This window comes from Microbacterium hibisci, from assembly GCF_015278255.1.
Lineage (GTDB): Bacteria > Actinomycetota > Actinomycetes > Actinomycetales > Microbacteriaceae > Microbacterium > Microbacterium hibisci.
On record NZ_JADIJC010000011.1, the window covers coordinates 88647 to 105187 of the forward strand.

14 protein-coding genes are annotated in these 16541 nt (G+C 69.8%); 9 read left to right on the forward strand and 5 right to left on the reverse strand.

Going from position 1 to position 16541, the window contains the following annotated elements:
* Nucleotides 1-128: 128 nt before the first annotated feature.
* Together rarD and IM770_RS17000 are read left to right on the forward strand one after the other, a co-directional pair.
* Entirely contained in the window at nt 129-1043 is a 915-nt protein-coding gene (gene rarD / locus IM770_RS16995; protein WP_203582361.1) for an EamA family transporter RarD, read from the forward strand.
* A 193-nt stretch (nt 1044-1236) separates the two neighbouring features.
* Nucleotides 1237-2523 (forward strand): ABC transporter substrate-binding protein, encoded by a 1287-nt coding sequence (locus tag IM770_RS17000; protein ID WP_203582334.1) that lies wholly within the window; start codon nt 1237-1239, stop codon nt 2521-2523.
* 216 nt (nt 2524-2739) lie between these two features.
* On the opposite strand, the gene IM770_RS17005 is transcribed toward IM770_RS17000, so the two are convergent.
* The 4 genes from IM770_RS17005 to IM770_RS17020 are packed head-to-tail and all read right to left on the reverse strand — an operon-like array spanning nt 2740 to nt 6718.
* Nucleotides 2740-3480: an ABC transporter ATP-binding protein gene (locus IM770_RS17005; protein WP_203582335.1), complete on the reverse strand. Its 741-nt coding sequence runs from the start codon at nt 3478-3480 to the stop codon at nt 2740-2742.
* Nucleotides 3477-4481 (reverse strand): ABC transporter ATP-binding protein, encoded by a 1005-nt coding sequence (locus IM770_RS17010; RefSeq protein ID WP_203582336.1) that lies wholly within the window; start codon nt 4479-4481, stop codon nt 3477-3479. Before IM770_RS17010 ends, IM770_RS17005 begins: the two co-directional genes overlap by 4 nt.
* Nucleotides 4471-5451 carry a branched-chain amino acid ABC transporter permease gene (locus IM770_RS17015; protein WP_203582337.1) on the reverse strand — a complete coding sequence of 327 codons (981 nt, stop codon included), beginning with the start codon at nt 5449-5451 and terminating at the stop codon, nt 4471-4473. Before IM770_RS17015 ends, IM770_RS17010 begins: the two co-directional genes overlap by 11 nt.
* A gap of 10 nt (nt 5452-5461) precedes the next feature.
* A complete protein-coding gene (locus IM770_RS17020; RefSeq protein WP_203582362.1) occupies nt 5462-6718 on the reverse strand; it encodes an ABC transporter permease subunit in 1257 nt (418 codons plus the stop codon).
* A 369-nt stretch (nt 6719-7087) separates the two neighbouring features.
* Between IM770_RS17020 and guaB the strand changes: the two genes are divergently transcribed.
* Together guaB and IM770_RS17030 are read left to right on the forward strand one after the other, a co-directional pair.
* Nucleotides 7088-8590, forward strand: a complete 1503-nt coding sequence (gene guaB / locus IM770_RS17025) for an IMP dehydrogenase (protein WP_203582338.1) — start codon at nt 7088-7090, stop codon at nt 8588-8590.
* A gap of 152 nt (nt 8591-8742) precedes the next feature.
* Nucleotides 8743-9366: a TMEM175 family protein gene (locus tag IM770_RS17030; RefSeq protein WP_203582339.1), complete on the forward strand. Its 624-nt coding sequence runs from the start codon at nt 8743-8745 to the stop codon at nt 9364-9366.
* Between the two features lie 163 nt (nt 9367-9529).
* Here the strand turns inward: IM770_RS17030 and IM770_RS17035 are convergent, their stop codons facing one another.
* Nucleotides 9530-11068 (reverse strand): MFS transporter, encoded by a 1539-nt coding sequence (locus IM770_RS17035; RefSeq protein ID WP_239066371.1) that lies wholly within the window; start codon nt 11066-11068, stop codon nt 9530-9532.
* An 87-nt stretch (nt 11069-11155) separates the two neighbouring features.
* On the opposite strand from IM770_RS17035, the gene IM770_RS17040 reads away from it, so the two are divergent.
* The 5 genes from IM770_RS17040 (at nt 11156) to IM770_RS17060 (ending at nt 16513) form a co-directional block, all read left to right on the forward strand.
* Nucleotides 11156-11836 (forward strand): TetR/AcrR family transcriptional regulator, encoded by a 681-nt coding sequence (locus IM770_RS17040; RefSeq protein ID WP_203582340.1) that lies wholly within the window; start codon nt 11156-11158, stop codon nt 11834-11836.
* 192 nt (nt 11837-12028) lie between these two features.
* Nucleotides 12029-12313 carry a DUF2277 domain-containing protein gene (locus IM770_RS17045; protein WP_203582341.1) on the forward strand — a complete coding sequence of 95 codons (285 nt, stop codon included), beginning with the start codon at nt 12029-12031 and terminating at the stop codon, nt 12311-12313.
* 273 nt (nt 12314-12586) lie between these two features.
* A complete protein-coding gene (locus tag IM770_RS17050) occupies nt 12587-14275 on the forward strand; it encodes an ABC-F family ATP-binding cassette domain-containing protein (RefSeq protein WP_203582342.1) in 1689 nt (562 codons plus the stop codon).
* A gap of 169 nt (nt 14276-14444) precedes the next feature.
* The gene (locus IM770_RS17055) at nt 14445-15563 is read left to right on the forward strand and encodes a GuaB3 family IMP dehydrogenase-related protein (protein ID WP_203582363.1); all 1119 of its coding nucleotides are present in this window, start codon (nt 14445-14447) and stop codon (nt 15561-15563) included.
* Between the two features lie 134 nt (nt 15564-15697).
* Nucleotides 15698-16513, forward strand: a complete 816-nt coding sequence (locus IM770_RS17060; RefSeq protein ID WP_203582364.1) for an SURF1 family cytochrome oxidase biogenesis protein — start codon at nt 15698-15700, stop codon at nt 16511-16513.
* Nucleotides 16514-16541: the final 28 nt, after the last annotated feature.

The window sequence follows — 16541 nt, forward strand, 5'->3', positions numbered from 1 at the left end:
GCACCGCGCGGGCGTAGGCTGACTCGGTGAGTCGCGAGCATCCGTCCCGGTCCGAACGCGGTGAAGCGGAGTGCCTGGATGACTCGACGGCGCTTCCCCTCGGTGTGACGACCGGCAGCACCCGTGCGGTGCAGACCGCCGAGGAGGCGCGCGAGCGCAGCCTCGGGGGCATCTTCACCTTCAGCGCGTACGTGCTGTGGGGGTTCCTGCCGCTGTACTTCCTGCTGCTCGTGCCGACCGGGCCGTGGGAGCTCGTGGCCTGGCGCATCGTGCTGTCGCTGGTCTTCTGCGCGCTGCTGCTCACGGTGACCCGCACGTGGCCGCGCCTGGCCGCGATCTTCCGGCAGCCGAAGGTGCTCGGCCTCACCGTGATCGCGGGCCTGCTGATCTACGTCAACTGGCAGGTCTTCATCTACGGGGCGTTGAACGACCACGTCATCGAGACGAGCCTCGGCTACTTCATCAACCCGATCGCGACGGTGCTGCTCGCGGTGCTGGTGCTGCGCGAGCGACTTCGGCCGACGCAGTGGGTCGCGATCGGCATCGCCACGGTGGCTGTGCTCGTCATCATGATCGGCTACGGCGCATTCCCGTGGATCGCGCTGACCCTTGCGGCGTCGTTCGGCTGCTACGGCCTGGTGAAGAAGAAGGTGGGGCCTTCCGTCGACGCCGTGAGCGGTCTCACCCTCGAGACACTCTGGCTGACGCCGATCGCCGTCGTCGTGCTGGTCGTCGTCGGCGTCTCCGAAGGACTCACGATGGGCGCCGCGGGCTGGGGCCACGCGGTGCTGCTGAGCCTCGCGGGCGTCATCACGGCGGTGCCGCTGCTGCTCTTCGCGGCCGGCGCTCGGCGGGTGTCGCTCACGACGATCGGGCTGCTGCAGTTCGTGGCGCCGATCCTGCAGTTCCTCATCGGCTGGCTGGTGCTCCAGGAGCCCATGCCGCTCGAGCGCTGGATCGGCTTCGGGCTGGTGTGGGTCGCGCTGACGGTGCTCACGGTGGACTCGCTCCTGCACGCGCGACGCGCCCGGGCTGCGGCGTAGTCGCCGAGACGCGACGACTTATCCACAGCCGGAGCGTCGGAGAGGGCGTGAAAAATGCCTCCCGACCACGTATTTCAAGCTGTTACAGATCGTTAACGAACGGCAACATTGCCGACGCGTGAACGCGGTTAGGTTTAGTGCACTGGGTCGGCGCCCGAGCCGTTCCCGTGGTAACCACACAGCAAGGAGCAACATGAGCGTCTTCACCCGCTCGCGCAAGTCCACCGTGCTCGGCGGTCTTGCGCTCATCGGCGCAAGCGCCCTGGTCCTCGCCGGCTGCGCCGGCGGCGGCGACGGTGACGGCGGCGACGAGCCGACCGAAACCACTGGCGCCGTCGAGGACCTGACCCTCAAGATCGGCACGGCCCTGCCGCAGACCGGCAACCTCGCCTTCCTCGGCCCGCCGGAGGAGGCCGGTGTCGCCTACGCGCAGTCCGTGATCAACGAGTACGCCGAGACCACGGGTCTCGACGTCGACGTCGTCTGGGGCGACTCGGGCGACCTCGACAACAAGGCCTACGAGACCGAGGTGCCTCGCGTCCTGGCCGAGGACGTTGCCGCGATCATCGGCGCCGCGTCGTCGGGCGTCTCGCTGCAGTTCATCGACCAGGTCGTCGGCGAAGGCGTCATCCAGTTCTCGCCGGCCAACACCTCCGACCAGTTCACGACGTACGAAGACAACGGGCTCTACTTCCGCACCGCTCCGTCCGACGTGCTCCAGGGTGAGGTCCACGGCAACTTCGTCGCCGAGGAGGGCCACCAGACGCTCGGCATGATCGTGCTGAACGACGCGTACGGCACCGGTCTCGCGAAGTACATCCAGGAGGCCTTCGAGGCCGCCGGTGGCGAGGTCGTCGCACAGCCGACCTACAACCAGGGCGACACGTCCTTCGACGCGCAGATCTCCGAGGTGCTCGCGGCCGACCCCGACGCGATCACGGTGATCAGCTTCGACGAGGCCAAGACGATCCTGCCGGCCCTCGTCGGCGCCGGATGGGACCCGAACAACCTCTACCTGGTCGACGGCAACGTGGCCAACTACAGCGAGGACTTCGCGCCTGGTCTGCTCGAGGGCGCCAAGGGCACCTACCCGGGTCCGACTCCCGCGCAGGTGCAGGACTTCATCGACGGTCTCGACGCGTTCGTGGAGGAGTCGGGCGACGCCGCGCTGTCCGACTACACCTACGCCCCCGAGTCGTACGACGCGACCGTCCTGCTCGCTCTGGCGGCGCTGGCCGCTCAGTCGACCGACCCGGCCGAGATCGCCGAGAAGCTGATCGAGGTCTCGGGCGGTTCCGGCGACGGCGAGAAGTGCGAGACGTTCGAGGCGTGCGCCGACATCATCCTCGCCGGTGACGTGGCGGACTACGACGGCGTCTCCAGCCCGGTGACGTTCGACGAGGTCGGTGACCCCACCGAGGGCTTCATCAACATCTACCAGTACGGAGCGGACAACACCTTCGCCCCGTACGAGGGCTGAGCCCCCTCGCTCCACGGAACGCCCCCGGGTCTTCGGACCCGGGGGCGTTCCCGTTTCTGCGGGCGGGCGTGTCTCCGCCGGTCGCGGCAGCAAGCGGGCGCGGTGGCGCTCCGTCGTGTGCGCGGGGGGCGTGCGGCGGCGCCTGGCCGCGCGGGCACGAAGAAAGCGGGGGACGGATGCCGCGGCATCCGTCCCCCGCTTCGCTCTGTGGAAGGCCTACTTGCCGAGCGTGCCCAGGTAGAGCTCGGTCACCTTCGGGTCGTTGAGGAGTTCGCGGCCGGAACCGGTGTAGGCGTCGCGACCCTGGTCGAGGACGTAGCCGCGGTCGCAGATCTGCAGGCAGCGACGGGCGTTCTGCTCGACCATGATGCACGTCACGCCGGCCTTGTTGATCTCGGAGACCCGGATAAACGCCTCGTCCTGGCGGACGGGGGAGAGGCCGGCCGACGGCTCGTCGAGCAGCAGCACCTTCGGGTCCATCATGAGCGCGCGGCTCATCGCGACCATCTGCCGCTCACCGCCCGAGAGCGAGCCCGCGCGCTGCTTCAGCCGCTTGCCCAGCTCGGAGAAGATCCCCGTGACGAACTCCAGGCGCTCCTTGTAGACGCCGGGGCGCTGGTAGAGCCCCATCTGGAGGTTCTCGGCGATCGTGAGGCTGGGGAAGACGTTGTTGGTCTGCGGGATGAAGCCGACGCCGCGGGCGACGAGCTTGTTCGCCTTGAGTCCCGTGATGTCGTCGCCCTCGAGGGTGACGGTGCCGCTGCGGACGTTGACCTGCCCGAAGATGGCCTTCAGCAGGGTCGACTTGCCGGCGCCGTTGGGGCCGATGATGCCGATCAGCTCGCCCTGGTGGGCGACCAGACTGCAGCCGTTGAGAATGTTGACGCCCGGCAGGTAGCCGGCGTGCACGTCATCGACGACGACGACGGGCGTTCCGGTCGTGGTGGGAGCGGTCACTTTCCGTCCTCCTTCTGTTCCTCGGCGAGGCCCTCGTCGGCAAGCGCCTCGGCGGTGACCGACGCGGAGGCGTCGGCATCCGTCGTCGGGTCAGCTTCGATCACGTCGATGCGTCCGGTGACGACACCCAGGTCGAGCTCCTGGTGCGCGCCGAGGTAGGCGTCGATCACCGCGGGATTCTTCATCACCGAGTCGGGGTCGCCCTCGGCGACGATGCGGCCCTCGGCCATGACGACGACCCAGTCGGCGATGTGACGCACCATGTGCATGTCGTGCTCGACGAAGAGGACGGTCATACCCTCCTCCTTGAGATCGAGGATGTGATCCAGGAGGGACTGCGTCAGCGCGGGGTTCACGCCGGCCATCGGCTCGTCGAGCATCACCAGAGTGGGCTCGGTCATGAGCGAACGGGCCATCTCGAGGAGCTTGCGCTGACCGCCCGACAGGCTGGCCGCGAAGTCGTCGGCCTTCGCGTCGAGCTTGAACTTCGTCAGCAGCTCCATGGCGCGGTCTTCGAGCGCGGCATCCTGCGATCGCCACAGTGCGGGGATCATGCCCGCCCAGAACTTCTCGCCGCGCTGATTCGGCGCGCCGAGCTTCATGTTCTCCATGACGGTCAGCAGGCCCAGCGCCTTGGTGAGCTGGAACGTGCGGACCAGGCCCATGCGCGAGACCTTGTACGCCGGAACACCCGACAGCGACTTGCCGTCGAAGGTCCAGGTGCCGTGGTCGGGCTTGTCGAACCCGGTCAGCAGGTTGAACAGTGTCGTCTTGCCGGCGCCGTTCGGGCCGATGAGCGCGGTGATCGCCCCGCGGGGGATCTCGAGGTGCTGGACGTCGACAGCGGTCACACCGCCGAACGCGCGGTGGACGCCGTCGGCGACGATGATCGGGTCGACCTTGGCGACGCCGGGGACCGCCTCGCCGCGGTGAAGGCCCGTGGTCTTCGGGCGGGCGACGGGCGCCGACCCGGTCTCGGGGTGAGCAGCGTTACTTGACAAAGGTCAGCTCCTTCTTGTTGCCGAGGAGACCCTGCGGCATGAAGATCACGAGCAGCATGAGCGCGACGCCGACGAGGATGAAGCGCAGCGTGCCCGCCTGGATGGAGTTCAGGCCCGGCAGCCAGCCGGCCTGCGCCATCGCGGGAAGGATGTTGGAGAGGAAGGTCTGCAACGCCCAGAAGATGATCGAGCCCAGGATCGGGCCGAAGACCGTGGCAGCGCCGCCGAGCAGCAGTGCGGTCCAGACGAAGAACGTGAGCGACGTGACGTACACGCCGGGGTTGACGGCAGACGGGAGGGCGTAGACCACGCCGCCCGCAGCGGCGAGGACGCCACCGAGCACGAGGGCCTGCATCTTGTACGAGAAGACGTTCTTGCCGAGCGACCGCACGGCGTCCTCGTCCTCACGGATGCCCTTGAGCGTGCGGCCCCACGGGCTGCGCGTCAGCATCCACACGACGAGCGCGGCGATGCCGAGGGTCACGAGGCCCATGATGCGCACCCACCACTGGGTCTCGTTGTAGATCCACGGCCCGAAGCCGTACTCGCCGGGCGGGATCGGGTTCGAGGCGCGGAAGCTGCCGTGGTAGCCGCTCAACCCGTCCGCGGAGCCGGTGAACTCGTCGAACGCCGTCGTGAGGAACAGCAGTCGCACGACCTCGGCGGCCGCGATCGTCACGATCGCGAGGTAGTCGCCGCGCAGGCGGAGCGTCGGGATACCGAGGATGAGCGCGAAGATCGCCGCGCCCGCGAGGCCGACCAGTGCGCCTGCCCACCAGGGGAAGCCGAACGAGAGCACGGAGATCGCGTAGCCGTAGGCGCCGATGGCCATGAAGCCCGCGATGCCCATGTTGATCAGGCCCGCGTAGCCGAAGTGCACGGCGAGACCGAGGGCCGCCAGGGCGTACCCGATCGTCGCCGGGCTCAGGATCGACGAGGCGGTGTTGGAGAGAATCTGAAGCCAGTCCATGAGTGTGTCCTTAACCGATCCGCTCGCGTCGTCCGAGGATGCCCTGTGGTCGGAACAGGAGGATCACGATGAGGATGAACAGTGCGCTGGCGTACTTGAGGTCGGCGGGGATCCAGAGGCTCGACACCTCGACGAGGACGCCCACGATGAGTGCGCCGACGAGTGCGCCGTACGCCGTCCCGAGGCCGCCGAGCACCACCGCGGCGAACATGAGGAGCAGGATCTGCGCTCCCATGTCCCACTTGATGCCGGGGCGGTAGTAGGCGTACAGGATGCCCGCGAGGCCCGCGAGGGCGCCCGCGACGATCCAGACCACGCGCACCACCGCGTCCACGTCGATGCCGGAGGCCGATGCCAGAGACGGGTTGTCGGAGATCGCCCGGGTCGCCTTGCCGATGCGGGAGCGGGTGAGCCAGAGCGCGAAGGCCACGATGACGACGATCGAGATGCCGAGCGACGCGATGTCGGTGACCGTCATCCGGACGGCGCCGAACAGCGGGATGGCCTCGCCGCCGAGGGGCGGGAGCTGCAGCGTGCCACCGCCGATGAACAGCTGGTAGGTGTAGCGCAGCGCCAGTGAAAGGCCGATGCTGACGATCATCAGCTGCACCACGCCGACGCGGCGCCTTCGCAGCGGACGCCACAGGATCATGTCGAGGATGAGCCCGAGTACGGCGCTCAGGACCACGGCGATGGGATAGCCCAGCCACCATGGCAGCGCGAGCGTCGCCGGCCCGACGAGGAAGAACGCGGCGATCGCGCCGAAGGTCACCATCTCACCGTGGGCGAAGTTCGAGATGCCCGTCGTTCCGTACACGAGCGTGAGGCCGATCGCCGCCAGCGCGAGCATGAGCCCGAAGCTGACGCCCTGCACCAGGCGCTGCATGAACTGGTCGAAGAAGCTGGTGACGTTGCGTTCGCCCTCGCCGATGAAGAAGTTGACGGTCACGCGGCCGCCCTGCCCCATCTCGACTTCCTTGACGTTGGGGTTCTCGACGCCTTCTTCGACGACGGCGATGCCCTCGGGCAGCGTCTCCTCATCGAGCGTGACGACGTAGGTCTCGCCCCGCTCGGGGACGCCGACGCGCCACTGGCCGTTCTCGTCGGTCTCGACCTCCTGCTCACCCCCGGGGCCGTCGACGGTGAGGACGACGCCTTCGAGGGGCTCGCCGTCGAGTTGCACGTTGCCGCTGATCCGGTACGGATCGTCTTCGTCAGCCAGAGCGGGCGTTGCGGTGGCGAAGATGCCCAGCAGGGCGAGCACCATTCCGAAGAGCACAACGAGCCAGCGGCGGCTATTGATCGCGGTCGCAGTCGTAGGACCCACAGAACCTCCAGTTCGGCACCACGCGGACACCGAAGCTCGGGTCGCATCGGCCGTGATGAACGACGCTACGACTGTAATGTGTCGCCGGTGTTTCGCCTACCGTCAGGTGTGGATAAGTGATCCGATCGAAACCGGACAGCGCTGCCCCTCGCGTGCGCGCCCGCGCACGGGCGCGCGGCGCGCACGCGTGCCGTTCACGCGGGAACAAATCACGCCCGCCCGACGCTTAGAATCGAGTACGGAGCGTCACGAGCGCACCGGCCGTCGTCGTCCACCCCGAACAGAACGCGCCGCGCGCGAGGAGACCTCATGGAGCACAACGACCCCTTCGGCTTCGTCGGACTGACGTATGACGACGTGCTGCTGCTGCCCGGCCACACGGACGTGATCCCCAGCGAGGCCGACACGTCGTCCCGCGTGACACGGCGCATCACGGTTGCGACGCCCCTGCTGTCGGCGGCGATGGACACCGTCACCGAGGCGCGCCTGGCCATCGCGATCGCACGCGAGGGCGGTCTCGGCATCATCCACCGCAACCTCTCCATCGAGGAGCAGGCCTCGATGGTGGACCGCGTCAAGCGGAGCGAGTCGGGCATGATCACCGACCCGATCACGACCACGCCCGACGCCACGATCGAAGAGGTCGACGGGCTCTGTGCGCAGTACCGCATCTCGGGTCTCCCCGTCGTCGACGAGGACGACCGCCTCGTCGGCATCGTGACCAACCGCGACATGCGCTTCGTGTCGGGCTTCGAGCGCCAGACCACGAAGGTCCGCGACGTGATGACGACCGACGGCCTCGTGACGGGTCGCGTCGGCATCAGCGCGGGCGAGGTCATCGCGCTCTTCGCCCAGCACCGCGTCGAGAAGCTTCCTCTCATCGACGAGAACGGCAAGCTGGCCGGCCTCATCACCATCAAGGACTTCGACAAGAGCGAGAAGTACCCGCTCGCCACCAAGGACGAGCAGGGCCGCCTCCGGGTCGGCGCCGCGATCGGCTTCTTCGGCGATGCCTGGCAGCGCGCCGAGGCCCTGCGCGACGCCGGTGTCGACGTGATCGTCGTCGACACCGCGAACGGCCAGTCCGCGGGCGTCATCGACATGGTGCGCCGTCTGAAGGCCGACGAGTCCTTCGCGCACATCGACGTCATCGGGGGCAACGTCGCGACCCGTGAGGGCGCGCAGGCGCTCATCGACGCGGGCGTCGACGCCGTCAAGGTGGGCGTCGGACCGGGCTCGATCTGCACGACCCGCGTCGTCGCCGGTGTCGGCGTGCCGCAGGTCACCGCGATCTGGGAGGCCTATCTGGCCGCGCGCGAGGCCGGCATCCCGATCATCGCCGACGGCGGCCTGCAGTACTCGGGCGACATCGCCAAGGCGCTCGTCGCCGGCGCCGACACCGTCATGCTGGGATCGCTCCTCGCCGGCACCGACGAGTCGCCGGGCGAGATCGTCTTCCAGGGCGGCAAGCAGTTCAAGCAGTACCGCGGCATGGGCTCGCTCGGAGCACTGCAGACGCGCGGCAAGAAGACCTCGTACTCGAAGGACCGCTACTTCCAGGCCGACGTGCCCAGCGACGACAAGCTCATCCCCGAGGGCATCGAGGGCCAGGTCGCATACCGCGGCCCCGTCTCGGCCGTGGCCTACCAGCTCGTCGGAGGTCTGCGTCAGTCGATGTTCTACGTCGGCGCGCGCACGATCGACGAGCTCAAGGCCAAGGGCAAGTTCGTCCGCATCACCGCCGCCGGACTCAAGGAGTCGCACCCCCACGACGTCCAGATCGTCGTCGAGGCGCCCAACTACAAGAAGTAAGCCTTTCGGCAGACGGATGCCGCGGCCCCGCGCACTGCGCCGGGCCGCGGCATCCGTCACTCGGCTCGCATCCGCTCCCGCACGCCGGAGCTCCGCGCGGGAGCGCTGACGGATTCCGGCCACGAAGCCCGCCCGCTCGCTAACCTGGCGCCATGATCAGGCAGCGGCGGCATCCGGCGGCGACGCAGCGCACGACGCGTCTCGAGGCGTTCACCGATGGGGTCTTCGCGATCGCGGCGACGCTCCTCGTGCTCGACCTCACCTCGCACTCGCTCGGCGAGGTCGACTCCGAGGGCGCCATGTGGGCCGCGCTGTGGGACATGAACGAGCTGTTCGTCAACTTCCTGCTGAGCTTCGTGCTGCTGTGCCTGATGTGGATGGTGCACGTGCAGCAGTTCGAGCACATCGCCCGCGTCGACGCGACGATGGTCTGGCTCAACAACGTGCGCCTGGTGTTCATCGTGCTGGTGCCGTTCGCGACCGGACTGACGACCGAGTACTCGGAATGGCTGGCCGGACGGCTGGCGATGCCGGTGACGTTCTTCCTCGCCATCCTGGTGAGCTGGCTGCAGTGGGGCTGGGCCGTCCGCCGCCGCGACGTGATGCTCCCCGACATGGGCCGCGAGGAGGCCATCGCTTATGGCCGTGCGTCGCTCAGCGCCCTCCTGATCTCGGCCGGCGTCGTGCTCCTCGCCCCGTGGATCGGCTCGGCGGCGTTCCTGCTGTTCTTCCTCGACGGACTCCTCACTCGCCTGCTGCGCGGCAAGGGCGCCTGACAGCGTCCGGCCCATCGCCGAACGGATGCCGCACCCCAAGGCGCGCGAGGCGCCAAGAGGTGGCGTCCGAAAGCCCGGCCGGGGACGACGACGCGCCGGGATGAGGCATCCGTTCGCGGCGTGTCGGGTCACCGGCCAGGTTTTCGGCACTGTCACGGCGGAGTCAGCGGCCGGCCCGTGAGCGTCCGGCGAGCTGGGGCTGCGGTTCGGCCGCGGTGGGCTCGCCCGACACGGCTTCTCGGGAGACGGATGCCTCGGCCTCGGCCTCTGACGCCTCGTCGCTCGCGGAGGCGGCGGCTGCGGCATCCGTCGCCTTTCCGGAGGGGAGCCACAGCGCCACCACGGTGGCGGCGAACAGCACGGCCGCACCGGTGAACACGGCGGGGCGCGCGGCGTCGACGTAGAGGTCGGGCAGCAGCTCGCCGCCGGCGCTCACGAAGATCGCGGTCATCACGGCCGTGCCGAGGGCGACGCCGAGCTCGCGGACGGTCGAGTTGACGCCCGACGCTTTCGCGTGATCGATGAGGCCGAGTGTGGCCAGGAGCGCCGTCGCCGACGGCGCGAACACCAGCGCCATTCCCACGCCGGCCATGACGAACGGCGCGATGAGGACGGGGTACTCGAGGTCGATCGACATGACCGCGGCGATCCAGGTGAGGGCGACGCCCTGCAGCGCGAGGCCGAGCACCAGCAGGATGCGCGTGCCGACGCGCGGGGCGAGGATGCCGGCGATCGGCGCGACGACCATCGGGGCGAGCGTCCACGGGGTGGTCTGCAGCGCGGCCTCGAACGGGGTCGAGCCCTGCACCACCTGCAGATACTGGATGAGGATGAAGACCGCGCCGAAGGTGCCGAAGCTGAACGCGAAGCCGACGATGTTGGTGATCGAGAACGAGCGGTCACGGAACAGTCGCAGCGGAACGAGCGGCGCCTTCGCGCGGGTCTGCCAGAGGAGGAACGCCGCCACGAGCACCGCGCCGAGAACGATCTCGGCGACGACGCCGACCGAGTCCCAGCCGTCGTCGTTGCCGCGCACGATCGCGTGCACGAGCGCGAGCACCCCGGCGGCGGCGAGCAGGGCGCCGGGCACGTCGATGCGCGCGCGGGCGCCGAAGTCGTTGTTCAGCACGATCAGCGCGAGGGGGATGGCGATGAGGGCGACGGGAACGTTGATCCAGAAGATGGCCTGCCAGTCCCAGCCCTCCATGATCGCCCCGCCGACGAGGGGACCGACGGCGACGCCGAGGCCCGAGACGCCGCCCCAGATGCCGATCGCCAGCGCGCGGCGTGCCGGCGCGACCGCACCGCTGAGCAGCGCGAGCGACAGGGGCATGACGGCGGCGGCCCCGAGACCCTGCACGGCGCGGGCCGCGATGAGCTGCCCGGGATCGGTGCTGAGCGCGGCGAACACGGATCCCGCGCCGAAGACGGCGATCCCGATGGTGAAGAGCGTGCGGCGGCCGAAGCGGTCGCCGAGCGCCGATGCGATGAGGATCGCACCGGCGAAGGCCAGGGTGTACGCGTTGACGAACCACTGCAGCTCCTCGACGCTCGCGCCCATCTCGCGGTGCAGCACCGGCAGAGCGTTCGTCATGACCAGGTTGTCGAGGGTGGCCATGAACATCGGCAGGGATGCCGCGGCCAGCACGAGCGCGAAGGGCCGGGCGCGCCGCGACGGCGGCGCGAGAGTCGTGTCAGTCATGAAGGGCTCCGGTTGTAATCGAATGATTACTGAAATGTAGTAATCGACTGATTACAAAGTCAAGTCATTCGCTGATAACCTGGCGAGATGACTTCTGCGGGAACGGATGGCAGGGCGGCCATCGCCGTCGGCGACGTGGCCGAAGGCGTCGGAAAGCGCCTGTCGTCGGACGAGCGTCGGCGCCAGATCATCCAGGCCGCGCTCGCCGTCTTCGGCGCCCGCGGATACGAGGGTGCGACCACCGACGAAGTGGCCCGCGCCGCCGGCGTCAGCCAGCCGTACGTCGTGCGGCTCTTCGGGTCGAAGGAGAACCTGTTCCTCGCGGCGATCGAGGACGCCCTCGCCCGCATGCTCGCCGGGTTCCGCGCGGCGCTCGCCGAGACCGAGACCGAGCCGGACCCCGAGATCACCGCGGAGAAGGCGGCGGCCAAGCGCATCGGGCAGGCCTACGTCGACCTGATCGAGGTGCGCGGCCTGCACCAGACGCTGGCGCACGCCTACCTGCTCGGCAGCCACCCGGTCATCGGCGCCGCCGCACGCCAGGGGTTCGCGACGGTGTGGCGCTTCTTCCGCGACGAGATGGGGCTCGACCCCGACGAGGCCCGCTCCTTCATGGCCGAGGGCATGCTCATCAGCACGATGATCGGCCTGCGCATCGTCGACGACTACGGGTCCGACCCCCAGATCACCGAGCTCTTCCGGGCGTGCTTCCCGACCGAGCTGCCGCACGTGCTCGAGGTGCTCCCGCGCGGCACCGACCGCTTCTAGCCCTTCGGTCGCCGCGGTGCGCCGGTGCCGAGGCACACGGCATCCGTTCGCATCACGTGCTCGCACCGAGTGCACCCGCTCTTGGTGCTCACGACGCGTCGCCTCGACGACATCACGTGCGACGGACGTGCGAGGAGGACGACGGATGCCGCGCCCTGGCCGCCGTCCGAGGCGCGGCGTAGGGTCGGGGGCATGTGCCGGAACATCCACACGCTCCACAACTTCGAGCCCGCCGCGACGTCAGACGAGGTCCACGCCGCCGCGCTCCAGTACGTGCGCAAGATCGCGGGCACGACGAAGCCCTCGAAGGCGAACCAGGAGGCGTTCGACCACGCCGTCCACGAGATCGCGCACCTCACCCAGCACCTGCTCGACGACCTCGTCGCGACCTCTCCGCCGAAGAACCGCGAGGTCGAGGCGGCGAAGGCGCGTGAGCGCGCCATCAAGTCCGGCCGCTACGCGGCGCCGGCCGCCTGAGTCTGCGTCCCGCTCGATGAGCGGAGCGCGCTCTGGCGCGCAACGCCTGCAGCCGACGGTCGACGCCGGGTCCGGGGCGTTTCGACTCACAAGCTCGCTCACCGGCCGGGTCCGGGGCGTTTCGACTCGCAAGCTCGCTCGACGACCACATTCCTCGCTCGCTCAACGGCCGGGCGCGGGTGAGGTAGTCTGGTCGGCTCCCTGAACGGCGACGGACGCATCGACTCGTTCCTCGCTCAGCGCAAGTGCGGCACCGGAGCAGACAGGGAAATCGTGGGCTACATCGACATCGCCGCCGTCTCTTACGCGCTGCCGGACGGGCGGCCGCTGCTCGACGAGGTCTCGTTCCGCGTGGGCGAGGGGTCGACCACCGCGCTGATCGGCCAGAACGGCGCGGGCAAGACGACGCTGCTGAGGATCATCCGCGACGAGGTCGCGCCGCTGTCGGGCGTCGTGCAGATCGACGGCGGCCTGGGCGTCATGGACCAGTTCGTCGGCCACGGCGAGCCCGGGCAGACGGTGCACGATCTGCTGATCCGCGTGGCCCCCGACCGCGTTCGTCGGGCGGCGCGCGAGCTCGACGATGCCGAAGCCGCGATCATCGAGCACGACGACCTCGACACCCAGATGCGGTACGCCGGTGCGCTCGCCGACTACGCCGAGGCCGGCGGGTACGAGTACGAGACCGTGTGGGACACGTGCACGACCGCGGCCCTCGGCATCCCGTTCTCGCGGGCACGGTTCCGCGAGCTCACCACTCTGTCGGGCGGCGAGCAGAAGCGGCTCGCGCTCGAAGCGCTGCTGCGGGGCCCCGACCAGGTGCTGCTGCTCGACGAGCCCGACAACTACCTCGATGTGCCCGGCAAGCGCTGGCTCGAGGAGCGACTGCGCGAGACGCCGAAGACCGTGCTGCTGGTCTCGCACGACCGCGAGCTGCTGGCACGCGCGGCCGACCGCATCGTGACGCTCGAGGCCGGAGGCGCCGGCAGCACGGCATGGGTGCACGGCGGCGGCTTCGGCACGTACCACCGCGCGCGGGAGGACCGGATGGCGCGCCTCGACGAGCTGCGGCGCCGCTGGGACGAGCAGCACGCGAAGCTCAAGGAGCTGGTGGCGACGCTCAAGGTCAAGGCGACCGCGAACGACAGCTTCACCTCGCGCTACCGCGCCGCCCAGACGCGTCTCCGCAAGTTCGAGGAGGCCGGCCCGCCGCAGGAGCGGCCGCGCGAGCAGGACCTCGACGTGCGCCTGCGCGGCGCGCGCACCGGCAAGCGTGCGGTCATCGCCGAGCGGCTCGAGCTCACCGGCCTCATGAAGCCGTTCGACCTCGAGGTGTGGTTCGGCGACCGGGTGGCGGTGCTCGGCTCGAACGGGTCGGGCAAGTCGCACTTCCTGCGGCTGCTCGCGCGCGGAGGGTCCGACCCCGACGGACGCCTCGGGCACGTCACCACCACCGGCGCCGGGCTCGAGCCCGTCGCGCACACGGGTCGCGGAACCCTCGGCGCGCGCGTCGTGCCCGGCTGGTTCGCGCAGACACATCGGCATCCGGAGTTCGACGGCCGCACGCTGCTCGACATCCTGCACCGCGGCGAGGACGCGCGCGCCGGGCTGCCGCGCGAGGCTGCGTCGGGCGCCCTCGACCGGTACGGGCTCGTGGCCCAGGCCGAGCAGACGTTCGACAGCCTGTCGGGCGGGCAGCAGGCGCGCTTCCAGATCCTGCTGCTCGAGCTGTCGGGCGCGACCCTGCTGCTGCTCGACGAGCCCACCGACAACCTCGACCTCGTGTCGGCCGAGGCGCTGCAGGACGCCCTCGCGCGATTCGAGGGCACCGTGCTCGCGGTCACGCACGACCGCTGGCTGGCGAAGTCCTTCGACCGCTTCCTCGTCTTCGGTGCCGACGGGCGGGTCTTCGAGTCCGATCAACCCGTGTGGGACGAAGCGCGCGTCGCGCGCGCACGCTGAGGAGACGACGGATGCCTCGGCCCGAGGCATCCGCCTTCTCCCTTTCGAACCGCGCACTTGGTGGAAATCGCCCGTTCGCGGTGCAAAGTGCGCGATTCGAAACCGGGAACGAGAGGTGAGGAGCCGGATCGGGCGCGTGAGGCCCGCCGGGTAGGCTGGGTGCGTGAGCATGGACATCGAACTCGGCCGGGCCAAGCGGGCGCGTCGCGCCTACACGTTCGACGACATCGCGGTGGTGCCCTCGCGGCGCACGCGCAACCCCGAGGACGTCTCGACGACCTGGACGATCGACGCGTTCAGCTTCGACATCCCGGTGCTGGGTGCACCGATGGACTCGGTCGTCAGCCCGCGCACGGCGATCATGCTCGGCCAGCTCGGCGGCCTGGGCGTGCTCGACCTCGAGGGCCTCTGGACCCGCTACGACGACCCCGAGCCGCTGCTCGCCGAGATCGCCGGCCTCGAGAAGGCCGCCGCGACCCGCCGCATGCAGGAGCTGTACGCCGAGCCCATCAAGCCCGAGCTCGTGCGCGACCGCCTCGCCGAGGTCCGCGCCGCCGGTGTCACCGTTGCCGGCGCCCTCACGCCGCAGCGCACGCAGGAGCTGTACGAGACGGTCGTCGCGGCGGGCGTCGACCTGTTCGTGATCCGCGGCACCACCGTGTCGGCCGAGCACGTCTCGAGCGTCGACCAGCCGCTCAACCTCAAGAAGTTCATCTACGACCTCGACGTCCCGGTGATCGTGGGCGGCGCCTCGACCTACACCGCGGCCCTGCACCTCATGCGCACCGGGGCGGCCGGCGTGCTCGTGGGCTTCGGCGGGGGAGCGGCGTCCACGACGCGCGCGACCTTGGGCCTCCACGCTCCGATGGCGACCGCAGTCGCCGATGTCGCCGGCGCACGTCGCGACTACCTCGACGAGTCGGGCGGTCGCTATGTGCACGTCATCGCCGACGGCGGCGTGGGCACGTCGGGCGACATCGTCAAGGCGATCGCGATGGGCGCCGACGCCGTCATGCTCGGCGTGGCGCTGGCGCGGGCGACGGATGCCCCGGGCCAGGGCTTCCACTGGGGTCCCGAGGCCCACCACGCCAAGCTGCCGCGCGGCAAGCGCGTGAAGGTCGACCAGGTTGCCTCGCTCGAGGAGATCCTGTACGGTCCCGCGCCGGTCGCCGACGGCACCGCCAACCTCATCGGGGCTCTGCGCAAGTCGATGGCCACGACCGGATACTCCGACCTCAAGGAGTTCCAGCGCGTCGAGGTCGTCGTCGCACCGTACGCCGCGGGATGACGGATGCCATGACCGACCCCTCGACGAGCTCAGGGACCGGGCGGGACGAAGGCCCGGGGGCCGGCGCCCCCGGGGAACCCGACCCCACGGTTGCTGAGCCTGTCGAAGCCTTCCCGCCGACGCTCCGCGAGGTCATGCTGCGGCCGCAGTGGATCGGCATGCTTCTGCTGTGCCTCGTCGTCGCCGGCGTCTTCGCGTGGCTCGGCCAGTGGCAGCTCGGCCGCGCACTCGTGTCCAACCCGGTGCCGCCGGGAGCCACCGAGGAGGTGCAGCCGCTCGCCGACGTGGCCGCGCCGGGCGAGTACCTGCCCGAGCCCCTCGTGGGGCAACGGGTCGAGACCGTGGGCCGCTGGGTTCCCGGCGACTTCCTGATCGTCGAGGGCCGCTTCAACGACGGCGTCGAAGGCCACTGGGTGACCGGTCAGCTGCGGATCAACCCGTCGGAGAGCGGGACGGATGCCCCCACCTCTGTCGCGGTCGCGCTCGGGTGGGCCGCCACCGAGGCCGACGCGCGTGCGGCGATCGAGGAGCTCGAGGCCGCGGCATCCGCTGTCGAACAGGTCGAGGTGACCGGCCGCCTGATCTCGGACGAGGGTCCGGTGCCCCCGCCCGCCGACGCCGACCCGCAGACCATGACGCGCATGTCGCCCGCCGCCCTGCTCGGGCAGTGGCACGAGGTCGACGGGCTGTCGGTGTACCGCCCGTACATCGCGTCGATCGACGCCTTCGCCGGCCTCGACGCCATCTCGTCGCCGGCGCCGCAGGACGGCAGCGGCCTGAACTGGCTCAACATCTTCTACGCCGTGGAGTGGGCGGTGTTCGCGGGCTTCGCGTTCTACCTCTGGTACCGCCTCGCCAAGGACGCGTGGGAGAAGGAGCTCGAGGACTTCGAAGACGACGAGGACGAACGCCGGCGGTCGCCCGACGGACCCGCGCCCGCGGCATCCTGACGCGGAAGGCCCCGCGGAGACGCGCGGG

Coding starts and splice junctions, on each gene's coding strand:
- IM770_RS17000 (WP_203582334.1), top strand. CDS start 1,237: ATGAGCGTCTTCACCCGCTCGCGCAAGTCCACCGTGCTCGGCGGTCTT.
- IM770_RS17015 (WP_203582337.1), bottom strand. CDS start 5,451: ATGGACTGGCTTCAGATTCTCTCCAACACCGCCTCGTCGATCCTGAGC.
- IM770_RS17020 (WP_203582362.1), bottom strand. CDS start 6,718: ATGGTGCTCGCCCTGCTGGGCATCTTCGCCACCGCAACGCCCGCTCTG.
- guaB (WP_203582338.1), top strand. CDS start 7,088: ATGGAGCACAACGACCCCTTCGGCTTCGTCGGACTGACGTATGACGAC.
- IM770_RS17030 (WP_203582339.1), top strand. CDS start 8,743: ATGATCAGGCAGCGGCGGCATCCGGCGGCGACGCAGCGCACGACGCGT.
- IM770_RS17035 (WP_239066371.1), bottom strand. CDS start 11,068: ATGACTGACACGACTCTCGCGCCGCCGTCGCGGCGCGCCCGGCCCTTC.
- IM770_RS17040 (WP_203582340.1), top strand. CDS start 11,156: ATGACTTCTGCGGGAACGGATGGCAGGGCGGCCATCGCCGTCGGCGAC.
- IM770_RS17045 (WP_203582341.1), top strand. CDS start 12,029: ATGTGCCGGAACATCCACACGCTCCACAACTTCGAGCCCGCCGCGACG.
- IM770_RS17055 (WP_203582363.1), top strand. CDS start 14,445: ATGGACATCGAACTCGGCCGGGCCAAGCGGGCGCGTCGCGCCTACACG.
- IM770_RS17060 (WP_203582364.1), top strand. CDS start 15,698: ATGCTGCGGCCGCAGTGGATCGGCATGCTTCTGCTGTGCCTCGTCGTC.